Consider the following 16,545-nt stretch of genomic DNA (forward strand, 5'->3'; position numbering starts at 1 on the left):
GAAGCCGCAGTTAAAACAGAATGAGCTATCCAGTATATGTCCTAATTAAAGTGACAATCTACAAATTGTGTGGATAAAATATACTTGCCCCATATCCGGAGGGAGATGTTAAAGTGATCTTGCTATAAAGTTACCAAGATCCGGTTGGATGAACTATTACTATTTATTTTCCTGCTTCCACAGGCTGCTCAGTTTGTTTTCCCAGAGCAGTGGGTTGTCTGCTTTTACCTCAAGCGGCACCAGCGGGCCCTGCAGCACCATATAGGCGCCCTCGTCAGCCCACGGGTTTTCGATTACCTTGGCAGGGGACCACAAGGCGTTATCCTTGGTGACGGTATCTCCGATTTTGGGTATCTCCTTGCCATTTTTCAGATCATAAAGATATTGTACCGCGAGTTGCGCTGATTCAAAAGCAGGCTGTTCAACAATAGCCAGGACCTTGCCTTCGTTGATTAGCTGCAACCCTTCCGGACCCATACAGATACCTGTAATGCCGTAATCCTTGGGGTTTAAGCCGGCTGCTTCTATGGCTGTGACTACACCGGCGCCCATGATGTCAGGTGTCTGCACATATATACCCTTGATCTCTTTTCCATAGCGGGTTATGAGATCGCTGGTCCGTTTATTGGAGTCATCATTGTTCCACTTTCCTTCACCTTGTACAACTGTAAGCTGCGGGTACTGGTCGACTACCGAGCGAAAGCCCTTGGTGCAGGCCTGGGTGAACATATCCTCCAGAGAACCGGTGATTTCGACTACCACACCCTTGGGCACCTCGCCGCCGTTGCGGTCTTTAATTCCCTGAACGAAAGCTTCAGCCGCCTTTTTGCTGGATTGCTCAATATCAAAGGACAAGAACATGTCCACCTTACCGCCTTCGGGGGAGGTGTCAAGAGCCATGATAGGTATGCCGGCTTCATTCAGCTTTTTAACACCGGGGACAATCGCCTTTAAGTCCACCGCGCCGGCCATGATAAAGCCATCCACTTTCTGTACTATAAAGTTGTCCATTAATTCCATGATCTTCAAAGAGTCAGCCTGGCCGTCTTTGATATCGACCTTTACCCCGAGTTCCTTGGCCTTACTTTCTGCTCCGTTGATAAAAGCCTGGATAAAGGGGGCCGTGGGGTCTTTAATAATCATACCGAAAACCAGCTGCTTGCCGTCCTGGCCCGCCGTTTCGGATTTCTTTTCGCTCTGGCCGGACGCGCAACCGGATAGCAACATAGCCAGCGCCAGCACCGTCACCAGGCCTGTAATCCATTTAATCTTCATTAATAACGCCTCCTTTTTTCTCTCTTGATTCTAGAACTTCAGGACCTTTCTCCAAACACCCCCTAAAGACTGTTTTTGTTGTTTCTCTCTTTGAAAATGCCGTCTTCTCTTAAAATACATTCGGAGTGAATTACCCAACACATATCGCTGAGTGTTTATTCATGCTTTACGCCGAGTCTGCTACCTCATTGTCTAATCTCTTTTTTAGCCGATCGCCAGCTGATTTGTCTCCTGCTGCTCGTGGCACAGCATCTTTTTAACCTGTTCCTGGTGCAACAAGTGATTGCGGACCTTCTCTCTTACCCGGTCGATTATGATGGCCAAAAAGATCAACGCGCCCTGGGTGGCGTAAACCAGGCTGACATTCACTCCGAGTAAATTCAGAGAGTTTGAAATCATACCCAGCAGCAGCGCTCCTCCCAGCATACCCAGCGGGGTTCCTTTGCCGCCATCAAGGCTGGCGCCGCCCAGGATGGCGCCGGCGAAGGACAGCATGACCATCCCGTCGCCCATGGAGTTGGATATTGAACCCTGCCTGCCGGCCGCCAGAAGACCGGCCACAGCCGCCAGTATACCGCTGATAACAAACGCCCAGATCACCATTTTGCTCGTATTGATGCCGGAAACAAAGCTGGCCCTGGCATTGCCCCCGGTGGCCACGAAGTAGCGGCCAAAAGTGGTGTGCTGCAAAATAAAATGAAATATAATGAAGATGATCAGGACAATCGGGATTGCCACCGGAATATTGCCGACCATTCTGGCTTGCCCGGCATAAGTATAGACTTTAGCGAGTGGAAAGATGGAGAAGGGGACCAAAAAAAGGACGACGCCACGCAGCATGATCAGCATGGAGAGTGACTGCAGGAAAGGGTTTACCCCTATCTTGGCAATAAAGACCCCGTTAAAAAGCCCCACCAGGGCTCCCACAGCCAGCGTTATAAAGATGCAAGTGATTGGGTCGATACTGCCTGGAAGCCATTTGGTGGCCAGCAAGAGGGCAATACCCGGCGCAAAGGCCAGGATAGACTCGATGGATAGATCAAGCAGACCGATGATCATAACCAGGCCCTGCGCCAGGACAAGCATGCTCATGATGGCGCTGTGGTAAAAAATGTTGACCAGGTTATCATAGGTCGCAAACTTGGGGGTTATCACCACATTCAGGAGGAAGAACCCCGCGATAATAACCCATATGAGGTTATCCAACAAAAACAACTGCACTTGAAGCTTCTTGGGCATTAAATCTTACTCCCTTAAGACCAGAATTTTGTAACTACTCGCAAAACGTTTATAGTAAGATCCATGTCGTAGGGCGTAGGGCGTAAGGCGTAAAATTTTAGACGTGAGACGTGAGACTTGAGACGTGGGTCTGCATATATTCTGTAACTTTTGTGCGAATGAATTCGCACCTGCATTTGTTGAAGTATCGCTCCTCATGCCATTACCTTGTTTTCAGACCCCAAAGGCATACAGCATATACTCACGTCCCACGTCTCACGACCATCCTATAAGGAATGCAGTATAATTCACGCCTTACGCCTTACGACATCCTGAAATAACAAACTATATTACTTTGAGGGGGGGGGAAGTCTCTGATGTGTTTGATCCATGATAGCTAACTAGGGTTTTCTATCTTATTGCCCTGTACCGCCATATACAGATCTCCTTCAGAAAAATCTGCCCTGCTTAACTCCCCGGTAATTTCGCCCCGGTACAGTATTAAAATGCGGTCACAGACCATGATCAAGTCGTCCAAGCCCGGCGAGGTCATGATGATTCCCGCTGTTTTGCATAAATTTTCTCTGACTATGTCCAGAATGCTTTCTTTGGCGGAGATATCCACGCCCTTAGTAGGCTCGTCCAGCAGCACCACTTTAGGCAGCGTCGCTGCAATCCTGCCCACCACAACCTTTTGCTTGTTGCCCCCGCTAAGCTGGTTGACCTCCTGTTCCTGGGAAGCCGTTTTAATACCCAACGTCTCGATAACGCCGGCTGTAAACTGCCTTTCCCGCGCCTTATTGACTACCCCCCCCCGGCTTACAGCCGGCAGGGAGTTTAAGATGAGATTTTCCCTGACACTCAAAGTGCCCAGAATTCCCTCGTTCTCTCTGTCTTCGGGCAGGTAAACAATACCTTCTTTTAAAGCCTGGGAGGGATGGGTCAGGCGCCTGACTGTGCCGCCAACTCTGATCAGCCCGCCTTCCGCCGGCTCAATGCCGGCAATGCTTTTGAGGATCTCCGTCCGGCCACTGCCCCGCAAGCCTGCGAGGCCAAGAATCTCACCCTTTCTCAACTGAAAGGTTATATTATGGTAAAATCCCAGCCTGGTCAGGTTTTCCACAGACAATACGGGTCCTTCATTCATATCGCAGGTTGGAACTGACCCTTGGGTTCTCTTATTAGCCCTGAATTCCTCACCGACAATCAATGAGGAAAGTTTTTCCCTGTTCAGGTCCGCACAGCTTTCTGTGACAATCGTCCTGCCGTCGCGCAGGACGGTGACCCGGTCACAGACCTTTAACAGTTCATCGGTCCGGTGGGAAATGAAGAGAACGGTGTTCCCGGTCGCCTTGATCTGGTCAATAATTTTATACAGGATCTGCTCATCCTTCTGTGAGAGGGAAGCCGACACCTCATCCAGGATGACAATACCGGCATTTTCCACATAAAACGCTTTCAGCACCAGTAAGAGCTGGCGCTCACTAATGGAAAGATCGGCCGCTTTGGCACGCGCGTTGATATGGAGGCCTGCTTTTTTTAAAATCTGCTCTGCCCGGCTATAAATCTCCTTCCAGTTAACAAACCTGTTCCGGCAGATGTAATCGCCCATGAAAAGGTTTTCAGCCACCGTGAAGTCAAGGATCACCTGAGGGTCCTGTGGAACAATGGATATCTTCTCTTTTTTGGAGATAATCCTGGTTAAGGCTGTAAATCTCTTATTTTCAACAAATATCTCGCCTTCCGTCGGGCTGATCATACCCGCGATAATCCCGACCAGGGTTGACTTGCCGGCGCCATTTTTGCCGATGATGCCGTGGACTTCCCCTTTTTGCACATCCAGGTTGACATTGTGCAGGGCTACCGTCCCCGGATAAATTTTGGATATTTGGCTCAGTCTTAAGACCGTACCGGTTTCCCCGGCTGCGTTCAATGCGCTTACCGGCAAGACGCAAAACCCCCTTTACCTGGCTATCGCCTGCAACTAACGAGTATGAACATATAAAACGACATGTATCCCGACAATACCTGTCTCCAAAGGAATGCCCCAAAAAGTGCAGGTGCGAATTTATTCGCACAAATGTTCCATTAGACATTGAAGTACGGCGCTGGCGCGCCGTGTGCGATTGAAATGGCGCCTACATCACTTGCATTTTGCACTAATCGGAACACTTTATTGGGAACAGCTTTATTACGTTTTACAGTAATCCATTTTAAAGAGAATCTTGGCGGCGTTTTTGTCGGAGGCAGTCAACATGGTAAAAGCATCCGCCGCCGAAGCAAGCGGCAGTATATGTGATACCACCGGAGTAACATCAATAATACCACCGTCTATATAGTCTGTGGCCTTCTTCAGGTCACCTGTCCCGTAAGCGTTGACACCCTTGACGTCAAGTTCTTTATTCACTATATCGTTGGGGTCAAAGCAAATCTTGTCCTCATACAACCCGGCCATTATCAAACGGCCGCCGGGTTTAAGCCATTTTACGGCGCCTTGCAAAGTGTTTTCCACCCCAACCGCCTCAATCACCACATCAACCTGACTGGAGGCATCCTCCGGAAAACTTTCCATTACCAGGTCTGCCCCAAGTTTTTCAGCAAACGCGCGTCTGCCCGGGGAGAGGTCAACCACGGCCACCCGGCTGATCCCGGCCGCCCGGGCAGCCAAAATGGTCAAAAGTCCGATCGGGCCCGCCCCGACAATACCCAAACTCACCCCGGGGGTCAACTTCGCTATTGCTGCAATGTGCAGGGCCACAGCCAGCGGTTCCACCAGAGCCGCCTTCCGCAATGACATGGATTGGGGAATTTTCAAAAGGTACTCCGGCTTCATCAAGAGGTATTCGGCAAAACAACCGGGGGAAACCTCACCAATAAAGCCCAGCTCCGGGCAGCGGTTCCCCTGACCCTGCCGGCACCACTCGCAGTTCCCGCAGGAAACCCGCGGGTCTCCCACCACCGCGTCGCCAGGCGAAAGTCCGGTCACATCAGCCCCGACCTCGGCAACCACGCCTGAAAATTCATGTCCCATGGTAACCGGGATATAAGTTACAAACATTCCCTTGCGGTATATATGCAAGTCCGATCCGCAGATGCCGGCATAGGCCACTTTAATCAAAACCTCACCCGGGGCGCAAACGGGCCGCGGGACTTCTTCCACCCTGACATCCCCAATGCCGTAATAACGGGCAGCCAACATGCTCTTCTCCTGCCTTCCTCGTTAGTCCCGGGCAAACCGTTCCAGAATGGCGTTGCCGTGGGCCGGAAAACCTTCGTAATCAGCCAGCTTGACCATAGCGTCCTTTAGGTTGGATAGTCCTTCCTTGGAGAAATACTCAAAGGTAACGGCTTTGTAGAAGTCCGCCGTTTTCAGCCCCCCGGAAACCACCGCCCGGCGCCCGGTCGGCAGGACATGGTTGGGGCCGGAGCCAAAGCAACCGGTGCTCAGAGGGGTATAGTGCCCAAGGTAAATACCGCCGGCATTTTTGATTTTCTGCATATCCAGGATGGGTTCCCTGGTCATGATTTCCAGGTGTTCCACCGCATACTCATTGGCATAAGCAATTGATTCCTCAAGTGATTCGGTAATTACAATGGCCCCGTATTTTCTCAAAGATTCGACCACAAAGTTTTTGCGGTAATCACTCAATCTTTCAATATGGCGGCCTATCCGCTCCTGTACGGCATAAGCCAGCTCCCTGACGTGGGTCACCAGGACCCCGGCGGAGTCCAAACCATGCTCTGCCTGGATACAGATGTCCGCCGCGGCAAACTCCGGATCGGCCGACTCGTCCGCAATAATAAGCCCCTCGCCAGGCCCGGCGTGCGTGCCGATTTCAACCTGGCCGTAAAGCAGCTTAAAGGCCGCCAGCACCCACTTGCTGCCAGGACCCACTATTTTGTCCACCTTGGGGACGGTTTGGGTACCGTAGGCCATAGCTGCTACAGCCTGACTGCCGCCTACCCTGTATACCGAGTCAGCCCCGCACACGTCGCAGGCGATCAGCGTCCCGGCAGGCACCGAGCCGTCCGGCGCGGACGGAGTGCATACGATTACTTGCGGAACCCCCGCCACCTTGGCCGGCAAGACAGACATCATCACCGCGGATGGGAACCAACCCCTGCCGCCGGGCACATAACACCCGACCCTCTCCAGGGGAATTACCACCTGCCCGGCCACCAGGCCCGGCGAAAGCTCTGTGGACCACATTTTGTTGGGCATCTGGGCGGCGTGAAAACGCTTGACGTTGCCGGCCAGTGTTTTTATAGCGTCTACAGTTTCCGGATCAACCTTGGCATAGGCATCTTGAATTTCCTCAGCTGTTACTTTGATCTGGTCTTTGGAAATGGAAACACCTTCAAATTCCCTCGTATAATCCACCAGCGCCTCGTCGCCGCGCTCCTTGACCCGGTCGATAACTTTGGCTACATCACCCAGGATGGAACCCGTCTCCACCTCGCTCCTTTTCATGACCCTGCTATAATCCCCGGCAGCCATTTCCTTGAGTTCATAAACCCGGATGTACATGTTTTGTCCCCCTCTGCTCAGATAATAGTCAACTCTAAAAAAAACAGACAAACTCCTGAGGATTGGAGCCTGCCTCCCGGCGACCTCTCAAACAAACGTCCAATAAATAATTAATGCTTTAACATGGTAAAGTAAGCGCTTATTGTTTTCGATAACAAATCACAAATTCCTCTTTTTTAAGGAATTTTTCTGTCAAGGGCTTCATGGAATCCTTGCCGGAGAACTACTACTATAGACTATATTATTAAAATATTGGCGCAAATTGTTTTCTTTAGAGGATTTAGAAAATTAATGGCTAAATATCCTTTTATTAATAGAAAATCGATAGGGGGTGTCAAGCGTTGAGCATGTCTAGTAATCTTACTGCCTCATGGGAGGCGGCGCTGCAAAAACTAATTGAAGGAAACAACAGGTTTACCAGTGGTAAACCTGCTGACAAGGAACTGGGAGCAGGACGGCGGGAAGAGCTCTTAAAGGGCCAAAACCCTTTTGCCGTGATCGTATCCTGTTCGGATTCCCGCATACCGCCCGAACTCCTGTTCGACCAGGCCTTGGGCGACATATTTGTGGTACGGACGGCGGGTAATGTTGTAGATACAATTGCGATAGGCAGTGTGGAATATGCTGTGGAGCACCTGCACACACCGCTGGTAGTGGTGATGGGCCATGAAAATTGCGGCGCCGTTAAGGCTGCTGTGGACGGGGGAGAAGCAGAGGGAAGCATAGGGGCTATTATTGATAAAATTGAACCCTCTCTGGCCAGGGCAAAGGCGGCCGGCGCAACCGGAGCACAGCTCTATGAGGCTGCTGCCGATGAAAATATTATGGCAACCATACGGGACCTGCAAAAGAGCCCCATCATCCAGCGCCTGCTGGCGAGCGGTAATCTGACGCTGGCGGGGGCTAAATATCACCTGGGATCAGGGGAAGTGGTCTTTAATATCAGTAAGTAGCCCTGAACAAATTCGCTTTCGCCGACCTGTAGGCATATAAGGTAGTTGCCCACGCCGCCAGCGGTACCATGTATCATGAAAAAAACATACTTAGAGAGGCAGGTGCGATTTCGATCGCACAACGGCGCGTTAGCGCCGTACTTGTGGCAGCCAATGCTGCATTTGTGCGATGAATTCGCACCTACATTTTTTGAAGCGCTCGGTGTGTATTTCATAGCAGTAGTTGCCCACGCCGCTATCGCGGCGCCACGTATCATGAAAATACCAGCCGATGTAGGCGCCATTTTAATCGCACACGGCGCGTCAGCGCCGCACTTGGGCATCTAACGTAACTTTTGTACGAATGAATTCGCCACCAACACGGCGAAACAAAACTCTAACCATGCCAAAGCTCACCTATTATTCCTTCCTTGGTTCTCGAGGTTCCTCCTCTACGGTGATTTCAATTCTGACCCGATCGCCCTGCTTTGCCCCCTTTGGCAGGAGGACCTTGGGGATGTGAAAGATCCTTTTATTCAGTTTAATTAAGGCATATTCCCCTTCAAATCTGTCAATGGTCAGCATGCTGTTCAATCATCCTTTCTCTCATCACATCTCTGGAGAAATTTAATTCATATACTCTTTTTATACGCATTTTATTAAATTAATCAGTTGTTTCGGAATCATTTACATCGCCAAACCCTTGGTTTTGCAAATTACTGCGCCGTTTAATCTATTATAATAATTAAATATTCAACATGTTTTTTCCTGCTGTGGTCTCAAACATAGCCAAGCGTTCCAAGAATAAACCACAAGTAAAAAGGAATGCCTTATCCGGCATTCCTTAAGACCAGGAAATCATATCCAAGCTTGGTCAGGCTGCACATTTTACTTTTGCCTTCGGTAGCAACGTCCACCAGACCAAGCGCATAAAGTTGGATAACAATGTGGTCGAGGACCGCCCTTTTCACTTTAGCGGTCAGGGATAGCTCCTCTTTGTTCATGGGACCTTCTTCCTCAAGAGATCTAATAACCCTCTCCGCTTCTTCCGGCAGGCGGTGTTGCACTCCATGGAAGTATTCCGCCAACGTTGTGGTCATGTAATGGTAACCCCTTTCAAAAAATTATTCTATTGCACTACTATTATTGTCACTTAATCAATTAAGCAAACCTTTTTTTGTCCATAAATATAAAAAAGCTCGTCTTCACCATGTTTTCACGAAAAAATACACCCGCACGGGTGTATTTTTTCGTGACCTACTGATTGTTTAATCCAGTAAATTTTAACTCTTTCTCGCCAGGGACTGCTCCATAATCCGGTAAATCCGGTCCACCATAAGGCGGGGATCCTGAACCAACCCCGCGGCAATCAGGGCGTTATCTAAAACCTGTTCAGCCACAATCCTGGCTAAAGCTTCATCTTCTTCCCGCAGTGACAGGAGACGCTTAATTAATGCGTGGCTGGGGTTAATCTCCAGGACTTTTCTCCCCATATCCCCCATTTGCTCGTTGAGGGCTTGCATAAACCGCTGCATGCTGCCGGTCATCATCCCGTCAAGGTCGAGGATAATAGCGGGGCTTTCCACCAGGCGGGTTGACTCCCTGACCTCGCTGACACGGGCGCCCAGCACCTCCTTGAACCATGCGGTTAAGTCCTGGATCTGGTCATAGTCCAGCGACTCCACGCCCTCTTGCGGCGGGGGCGCAGGTATATTCAACTCGGCAGTATCGGCAGAAACCATCCTCTTACCCTCGAACTCCGCCAAATTGCTCAAAGCAAAGTCATCGACCGGTTCGTTGGTATACAGCACCTCCAGGTCCGCCGCCCGGAAAGCTTCCAGGTAAGGACCGGCCTCGATCGAAGCCCTGGTGGGACCGTTGATAAAGTAGATCTCTTCCTGCCCTTCTTTCATCCTGTCGATATAATCAGGCAGGGAAACCATCTTGCCCGGCTCTGATTTAGAGGACTCAAACCGCAAAAGCTTGGCCACGTCATCGCGATGGCTAAAGTCGGTGGCTGCGCCTTCCTTTAAGAAGACTCCAAAGGTTTTCCAGAATTCCAGATACTTGTCAGGCTCTTTCTGGGACTGCTCCTGGAGGAACTTTAAGAAACGGCCGGTGATGACCCTGCGCAGCTTGGTCATCAGCGCTCTGTCCTGCGTGGTTTCACGGGAGATATTGAGAGGCAGGTCCTCGCTGTCCACCACCCCTTTGACAAAGCGGAGCCATTGCGGCAAAATATCTTCAGCATGCTGCTGGATCAAAATTTTCCTGCTGTATATGTTCACCCCCGGCTCCAGCCGCCCAAAACCGAAACGTTCCATATTTTGCTTCGGTACAAATAACAGGGCATTGATGGCCAGGGGCGCGTCGGCCGTAAAATGCAGGCGGTAAAAGGGCTCGTCGAAGGCGTTGGCGACAAACTTGTAAAAATCGTTATATTCCTCTTCAGTTACCTCGTTCTTATTCCTGGTCCAGATAGCCTGTACCGTATTGACCTGCTCGCCGTTAACTTTGATCGGGAACGGTACAAAGCTGGAGTACTGTCTGATAATCCTTTTAATAACTTCAGCCCGGCTGAATTCGTGCGTATCGTCTTTCAGCTCCAGGATAATCCTGGTGCCGCGCGAAAGACCTTCTGACGGCCCCAGATCGTAGCTGCCGGCGCCCTCGGATACCCACTCGCAGCCAGCCGCTCCCGGCAGGTACGAACGTGTCTGCAAGCGTACTCTTTTAGCTACCATAAAGGCGGCATAAAACCCGACTCCAAACTGTCCGATCAGGTTCAAATCTTTACTGTCCGAAGCAGCAAGCTGCTGAATAAAATTTTTGGATCCGGAATGGGCGATGGTCCCGATATTTTCGATTACCTCTTCCTCGGTCATGCCGATTCCAGTGTCTGTAATGGTAAGAGTATGCTCTTTATCGTCAAGTTCGATAGAAATTTCCAGGGGAAGTTCCTCTGCGCTACTGCCTTCACCGGTAAGGTTGTGATACCTGAACTTCTCCAGCGCGTCGGCGGCGTTGGAAATCAGCTCTCTCAAAAAAATTTCCCGTTCCGTATAAAGAGAGTTGATCACGATATCCAACAGCTGTTTTATCTCTGTCTGGAACTCTCTGGTCCGGCGCGGTTTTGTTGCATCTTCTGCAGTCATTTCGTTTCAAACCTCCAGTATATATAAATTGGGGATCCAAAAAAGGCGAGAGATTTTAACCCTCGCCGCTTACTTAAGTTTGGCGAGCAATTGCAAAATTATTGACTTTTTCTGACCATAGTATAAGATGGGCCCGTGCCGCATGTCAAGACCTTAAGGTATAAAAAGGGAGCAGTCATAATCTTATAAATCTATCCTGCCCAGGCGGCACAGCAATTAAAACCTCAGTCTTTCAATTGAGGAACTATTTGCAAAAATGTCGAACCGGCAGAAATAACATGGCAGGAGTGAAAATAACCAGCAATAAATTACCCGGATTGATGTTAGGGCAATTTCAATCGCAAAAAACTGTGGAGCGGTTTAAGGGATTTCCACCAAGCTTTTATTTATACTGCATTCCTAGCGGGTAATGGGCAAACGAATTCGCACCCAATTTTTTGGGGGAAGCGCTCTGTGTGCATTTTTATAGTATAGAATAGTCTGGGGGGGGGGAAGAACATGATTGAGACATTACTGGCCGGCTGCAGGCTGTGCGCCCGCAGTTGCGGAGCAAGCCGTTTAGACGGGGACACGGGTTTCTGCCGGGCCGGCAGAAACGTAAAAATCGCCAGGGCTGCCCTGCACTTCTGGGAGGAGCCCTGCATTTCCGGACGGCGTGGTTCCGGAACAGTTTTCTTTGCCCACTGCAACCTTCGCTGTGTATTCTGCCAGAACCATCCGGCCAGTCAGCAGGGCGTGGGCCGGGAAATATCTATAGACAGGCTTGGTGAAATCTTCCTGGAGCTGATGGCAGCGGGCGCTCACAATATCAATCTGGTCACGCCCACCCACTACGCTCCCCATATCGTGCAGGCGCTGAACATAGCCCGGCGGAACGGACTGAGCCTGCCGGTAGTCTATAATACCAACAGCTACGAAAACGTGGAAACGATCAGGTTCCTGAAAGGGAGCATAGACGTTTACCTGCCTGACCTGAAGTACTATAACGACAAGTACGCGTTAAAATATTCGGGGGTTGACGGTTACTTCGCCAAGGCCAAGGCCGTTATAGAAAAGATGGTCGACCAGGTCGGCCCAATTAAATTCAACAGGGAGGGCCTGCTGGTGAAAGGCGTCCTCGTCCGTCACCTCGCCCTGCCCGGCCTATTGTTTGATTCCAAAAAGGTCATAGACTATCTCTACCGCACCTTTGGCGACTCCATCTACATCAGCTTAATGAACCAGTACACCCCTCTGAACCAGGCCTGCAAGTACCCGGAAATAAACAAACCCCTGCATCCCGGACACTACAGGGGCTTGATTGAATACTGTCAGACAAAAGGCATGCAAAACGTTTTTATCCAGAAAAGCGGCACAGCCTCGCCTGATTTCGTACCGCCATTTGACCTGGAAGGGGTATAAGCAAAGTCCGGCGCTGACGCGCCGTGTGCGATTGAGATCGCACCTGCACCGGCTGGTATTTTCATCATACGCCGCAATAGCGGCGTGGGCAACTACTCTGTTTTATTGACCCTATAAAAACGCTGGATATACTTACGCCTTACGCCCTACGGCTTATACGACCAATCCGGTTTAGTGGGCAAAAAGCGCACGGCGCAGGTTGACCGGCTCAAAGCCCTGGCGAACCCGGCCTTCTTCCATTACCACAACCGGGAATTGCCCCGCATTGAAGGCGGAACCAATTCTTCCCTGCGCGTCTACCGCCAGGATGCCTCCCTCGGCCCCTTTTAACTCGGCCAGCCTCCTTAAGGCAAGCTCCACTGCCTGCTGCGGGTGTGCCCCGCCGGCTATTTTTTCGTCCACGAACTTGGCGGTCAGCGTTTCTACAAAGGACTCCCCGATGCCGGTACAGACAACCGCGCTTAGCTTTGTGGCATAGACACCCCCGCCCAGGGACGGTGTATCCCCCACGCGTCCGGGCAGCTTTAAGGAGCACCCCCCGGTAGATGAAGCGGCGGTAAGGCCTTTTCCATCCCACACCACACAACCCACCGTGTCCCCATGGTAAGCCAGGCCGGTATACAAATTCTGAGCCGGTTTCTCGCCACGGGCCAGGCTTTCCCTGGCCTTCCGCCAGGCGTCAAGCTGCTCCTCTGATATACAGTTATCCTTTGGAAACCCATGCTTCCGGGCAAACTTCAGGGCGCCGTCCCCGGCCAGGATGACCTGACTGGTCTCCTCCATCAGCCTGCGGGCAACGGAGATGGGGCGGCGGACATCACGAATAGCCGCCACTGCGGCAAAACGGCTGGTTTCGCCATCACAGATGGAGGCGTCCAATTCCACTTCTCCATCCATATTCAGCACCGCGCCGAAACCGCAGTTGAAATTTGGAGAATCCTCCAGGACATTAAGCACAGCCTCAACAGCCGGCACACGGCCTTCTGCCAGCAGCACAAACCCATCCAGGGCAGCGCGCTCGAGAATCTCCATAAACGAACGACTGCGGCTGGTGTCGAGCCCGCCATGCAAAGCAATTATATTCATGCCCTTAGTCTGGGCAGTTAGTTTTGCTTCTATGCAGGGTTTCCAGGCAATTTTCAAAGATGTTTTATAGTGGAACAATATAGCGGGCCATCATAATAAAGTGGGTAATACTGCCCGCCATGACAAACAGGTGAAAAATCTCGTGGAAGCCAAAGCGGTTCGGGAAAAAGTTCAGCCATTTGGTGGCATAAATGGCGGCTCCGACAGTATAAAACACCCCTCCGGCAACCATTAAAGCAATGGCCCCGGAAGGCAGGTTTCTGACCAGTTGGATAAAGGGCACCAGGGCTATCCAGCCCAAACCGACATAAAAAGAGGTTGAAACCCAACGGGGCGCGTTAATGTACCACATCTTCAGGATGATCCCGGCGCAGGCTAAAAACCACACCACAGCAAGCATCGCCCATTTCCAGCCGCCACTGAGCCCGTAAAAAAACACAGGCGTGTAAGAGCCGGCAATAAGCAGGTAAATGGCTGCATGATCCAGCTTTTTCAGGATTAACACTTTCCTGGGCGAGGTCCGGATCCAGTGATAAAGCGAACTGGCTCCAAACAATATAATGACTGTAGCTCCATAGGCAGCCATGGTAGCGACTTTAGCCGCACTGCTGCGGGAGACAATTACCAGGTACACCAGACCAGCTAACGACAAGGCAAAGGTGATCAAATGAGTCCATGTATTGACGGGCTCCCTCATTTTAAAAACATTCATTAGGACCCAACTCCTTGTTTATTAACTCTCCAAAAACAATTAAATAATACTACAAACCTCCGGCAAATCCTGCCAAGGGACGCTCCGGTCAACTAATAAAAGAGCCTTCAGCACAACGCCAGCAATAATTTACCCTAAAAAAAGAAAAACTGATTCCCAATAAAAGGATATGCACAACAGTTTCTTGAATAATTCAAGAGACACTGTATCTATATAAACAGTTTTAATTTAAGGAGGGTTTGTGTGGGGATGGGTTTCTTTTTGGCCCTGGGTTCACTGGTAATAATTGCAATCACAGGCGCTCTGGGCATATTATCAGCCATAAGAAAGGACCCGGTCTGGAAAGACTGGCTTCTGGGATCACTGGCGGGATTTTTGTTGTTTTTTATCTCCCTATTCATCATACCTGAACCAACCGCAACCGTCAGCCCGCAGCAAACCGTTGAGCCGGGTCAGCAGCAAACTACCGGTTCAGCCGTGTATAAATAAACCACCCTGATGTACTGACCTCATTGTATAAACCTTGCAACAGGTCCCTAGTCACTAATTAAGCTTCTTATTTGGTAATAAGGAAATAATACTAAAAAAACTTGATCGAGGTGGATTGCAATATGGTAATGTTAGGAGACCCTTTTGTCGCCAATGTTCCAAGGCAATTATCCGCTGAAGAGTTGTTGCAGGCCTTGCGTGTCGACATGGCAGGTGAACTGGAGGCAATCATCGGTTACGAAGCGCATGCAATGGCCACGTCCGACGAGAGAGTGAAGGAAGTTCTCTATCACATTGCTGATGAAGAAAGACAGCATGTGGGTGAGTTGCAGCAACAGCGTTGCGCACATCCTGTTCGGTAAGCTGTGGCTTTGGCGCGTCGGCGCCTTGCTGCAAGGAGCAGCCCGTAAGCGAACAAAAAACAAGCACAAGTAGTAGTGTAACAAGAAGTATCGGCCTACTGCGCATGAAATCAGCCCTCCCCTTTTTCTCTAACAATACCATAAAACGCCTTCATAAAAAAATGCGGGCGCCATTCATTGACACAAATGCAACATAGAGCCATATAAGTTCGGCTAACCCGCCGTGCCCAATTGAAATGGCGCCTACATGAACAGGTCTTCATCTACAGAAAAGAATCAACCTGTGTCTCAATAACCGATATCTCCTGGTCGGTCAGTTGGCGACCCAGCAGTTCTTTGAGAGCTTTTATCGACGCGCCGATGGCAATGCGCCTGATATCTTTTTCTTCACTTTTTACAGGGGGCATCTGCGAACGGGGCGTTTCAAATTTCGCAGACGGAAGTCCGGGGCTCATAGCAGCCGCCATTTTATCCAACGAGGCTTCTTCCTCCATTACCAATTCATCATATCCCCCGGGCATAAAATTATTACCGTTTTCTACAGACGCATGGTCTGCGCTCTTCCCGTTTTCTTCCCTTTTCCTTTTTTGTTCTTCTTTCCTGGCGCAGTACTTTGCATACTCCTTTTGTATGGTTTCTTCCACCGCAATCATTTCGGCCCTATGCGCTTCCAGGAAGATGGTTTGTTCAGGCGCATGCTTTTGAAATACCTCGATCAAATCGTGCTGATTGGCAACCAGCGCTTGCAGCGCGGGGAAAACCTTGATCGGCACTCTGGCCAGCTCTTTATCATATTCGTAACCGGAAACCGTTAATGCAAACTCCTGTTTTTTCTGCTTCGCCATGTTTTACACTTCCTAACAATAGTCGATTTATGTCACCATATATTTTATTACAGATGAATGGAAAAATAAAGCAAGCCAAACTAAGACTTTACATAACGGAAATGAAATAACATAATTTTTACATTATTAACAAGTAATATATTTGGAATTAAGTTATTTAGATGTTAAGTTAATACCGATTTCAATAAACCCCGAAAATAAGGTTTTGTTAGAGTTTCAACATTAAATGGTGACTTGGAAGTCACTTGCTTCCAAATTCCATCTCTATCCCTAACAAAAGAAAAATTACCTCTTTTTGTCTTCATTTCTATTTTTCCAGTTGATCCCACAAAAAACCTTCCGCTTGGCAAAAATTCAATTTCATCTTCTCCTGTTTTTAATTTTAACCTCTTTGTTTTATAAACACTCGATTTTTGGTAACTATTCAGTAAACCACGTAGCAGTAGCAGGAGCTATAAACTTGTGATAACCCCGACAGTATTTTTCAGTTCCCGATACTCTTCGTTAAATCTTTTTCGTATGCCGCTGCCATAAGTAATATT

General features: G+C 49.7%; 16 protein-coding genes. 5 read left to right on the forward strand and 11 right to left on the reverse strand.

Going from position 1 to position 16,545, the window contains the following annotated elements:
• Nucleotides 1-159 precede the first annotated feature (159 nt).
• The 5 genes from Psch_RS20825 to hisD all read right to left on the reverse strand — a co-directional run bounded on the left by Psch_RS20825 (nt 160) and on the right by hisD (nt 7,021).
• The gene (locus Psch_RS20825; protein ID WP_134220076.1) at nt 160-1,275 is read right to left on the reverse strand and encodes a sugar ABC transporter substrate-binding protein; all 1,116 of its coding nucleotides are present in this window, start codon (nt 1,273-1,275) and stop codon (nt 160-162) included.
• 204 nt (nt 1,276-1,479) lie between these two features.
• Nucleotides 1,480-2,514 carry an ABC transporter permease gene (locus Psch_RS20830; RefSeq protein WP_190259617.1) on the reverse strand — a complete coding sequence of 345 codons (1,035 nt, stop codon included), beginning with the start codon at nt 2,512-2,514 and terminating at the stop codon, nt 1,480-1,482.
• Between the two features lie 376 nt (nt 2,515-2,890).
• Nucleotides 2,891-4,441: a sugar ABC transporter ATP-binding protein gene (locus Psch_RS20835; protein WP_243124279.1), complete on the reverse strand. Its 1,551-nt coding sequence runs from the start codon at nt 4,439-4,441 to the stop codon at nt 2,891-2,893.
• A gap of 243 nt (nt 4,442-4,684) precedes the next feature.
• Nucleotides 4,685-5,692, reverse strand: coding sequence for a zinc-dependent alcohol dehydrogenase (locus Psch_RS20840; protein ID WP_190259618.1), 1,008 nt, complete (start codon nt 5,690-5,692; stop codon nt 4,685-4,687).
• Between the two features lie 21 nt (nt 5,693-5,713).
• Nucleotides 5,714-7,021, reverse strand: coding sequence for a histidinol dehydrogenase (gene hisD, locus Psch_RS20845; RefSeq protein ID WP_134220073.1), 1,308 nt, complete (start codon nt 7,019-7,021; stop codon nt 5,714-5,716).
• Nucleotides 7,022-7,368: 347 nt separating this feature from the next.
• Here hisD and Psch_RS20850 point away from each other — a divergent pair, with 347 nt between their 5' ends.
• Both Psch_RS20850 and Psch_RS21530 read left to right on the forward strand, forming a co-directional pair.
• Nucleotides 7,369-7,974 carry a carbonic anhydrase gene (locus tag Psch_RS20850; protein WP_134220082.1) on the forward strand — a complete coding sequence of 202 codons (606 nt, stop codon included), beginning with the start codon at nt 7,369-7,371 and terminating at the stop codon, nt 7,972-7,974.
• A gap of 204 nt (nt 7,975-8,178) precedes the next feature.
• Entirely contained in the window at nt 8,179-8,301 is a 123-nt protein-coding gene (locus Psch_RS21530) for a hypothetical protein (RefSeq protein ID WP_282432500.1), read from the forward strand.
• Between the two features lie 72 nt (nt 8,302-8,373).
• On the opposite strand, the gene Psch_RS20855 is transcribed toward Psch_RS21530, so the two are convergent.
• The 3 genes from Psch_RS20855 to htpG form a co-directional block, all read right to left on the reverse strand.
• Nucleotides 8,374-8,538 (reverse strand): DUF3006 domain-containing protein, encoded by a 165-nt coding sequence (locus Psch_RS20855; RefSeq protein WP_134220071.1) that lies wholly within the window; start codon nt 8,536-8,538, stop codon nt 8,374-8,376.
• 245 nt (nt 8,539-8,783) lie between these two features.
• Entirely contained in the window at nt 8,784-9,053 is a 270-nt protein-coding gene (locus Psch_RS20860; protein WP_134220070.1) for a transcriptional regulator, read from the reverse strand.
• 183 nt (nt 9,054-9,236) lie between these two features.
• Nucleotides 9,237-11,108 carry a molecular chaperone HtpG gene (gene htpG, locus Psch_RS20865; protein ID WP_190259619.1) on the reverse strand — a complete coding sequence of 624 codons (1,872 nt, stop codon included), beginning with the start codon at nt 11,106-11,108 and terminating at the stop codon, nt 9,237-9,239.
• Between the two features lie 498 nt (nt 11,109-11,606).
• Between htpG and Psch_RS20870 the strand changes: the two genes are divergently transcribed.
• The gene (locus Psch_RS20870) at nt 11,607-12,509 is read left to right on the forward strand and encodes a radical SAM protein (RefSeq protein ID WP_190259620.1); all 903 of its coding nucleotides are present in this window, start codon (nt 11,607-11,609) and stop codon (nt 12,507-12,509) included.
• A gap of 171 nt (nt 12,510-12,680) precedes the next feature.
• On the opposite strand, the gene Psch_RS20875 is transcribed toward Psch_RS20870, so the two are convergent.
• A complete protein-coding gene (locus tag Psch_RS20875) occupies nt 12,681-13,595 on the reverse strand; it encodes an isoaspartyl peptidase/L-asparaginase family protein (protein WP_190259621.1) in 915 nt (304 codons plus the stop codon).
• A gap of 64 nt (nt 13,596-13,659) precedes the next feature.
• Nucleotides 13,660-14,307 carry a PAQR family membrane homeostasis protein TrhA gene (trhA, locus tag Psch_RS20880; protein ID WP_206663812.1) on the reverse strand — a complete coding sequence of 216 codons (648 nt, stop codon included), beginning with the start codon at nt 14,305-14,307 and terminating at the stop codon, nt 13,660-13,662.
• 249 nt (nt 14,308-14,556) lie between these two features.
• Between trhA and Psch_RS20885 the strand changes: the two genes are divergently transcribed.
• Together Psch_RS20885 and Psch_RS20890 are read left to right on the forward strand one after the other, a co-directional pair.
• Nucleotides 14,557-14,796, forward strand: a complete 240-nt coding sequence (locus Psch_RS20885; protein ID WP_134220364.1) for a hypothetical protein — start codon at nt 14,557-14,559, stop codon at nt 14,794-14,796.
• A 122-nt stretch (nt 14,797-14,918) separates the two neighbouring features.
• The gene (locus Psch_RS20890; protein WP_190259622.1) at nt 14,919-15,158 is read left to right on the forward strand and encodes a demethoxyubiquinone hydroxylase family protein; all 240 of its coding nucleotides are present in this window, start codon (nt 14,919-14,921) and stop codon (nt 15,156-15,158) included.
• Between the two features lie 263 nt (nt 15,159-15,421).
• Here Psch_RS20890 and Psch_RS20895 read toward each other — a convergent pair whose 3' ends face one another.
• Nucleotides 15,422-16,003, reverse strand: a complete 582-nt coding sequence (locus tag Psch_RS20895; RefSeq protein ID WP_190259623.1) for a hypothetical protein — start codon at nt 16,001-16,003, stop codon at nt 15,422-15,424.
• Between the last annotated feature and the right edge of the window lie 542 nt (nt 16,004-16,545).

Origin of the sequence: Pelotomaculum schinkii (genome assembly GCF_004369205.1) — a bacterium.
Lineage (GTDB): Bacteria > Bacillota > Desulfotomaculia > Desulfotomaculales > Pelotomaculaceae > Pelotomaculum_C > Pelotomaculum_C schinkii.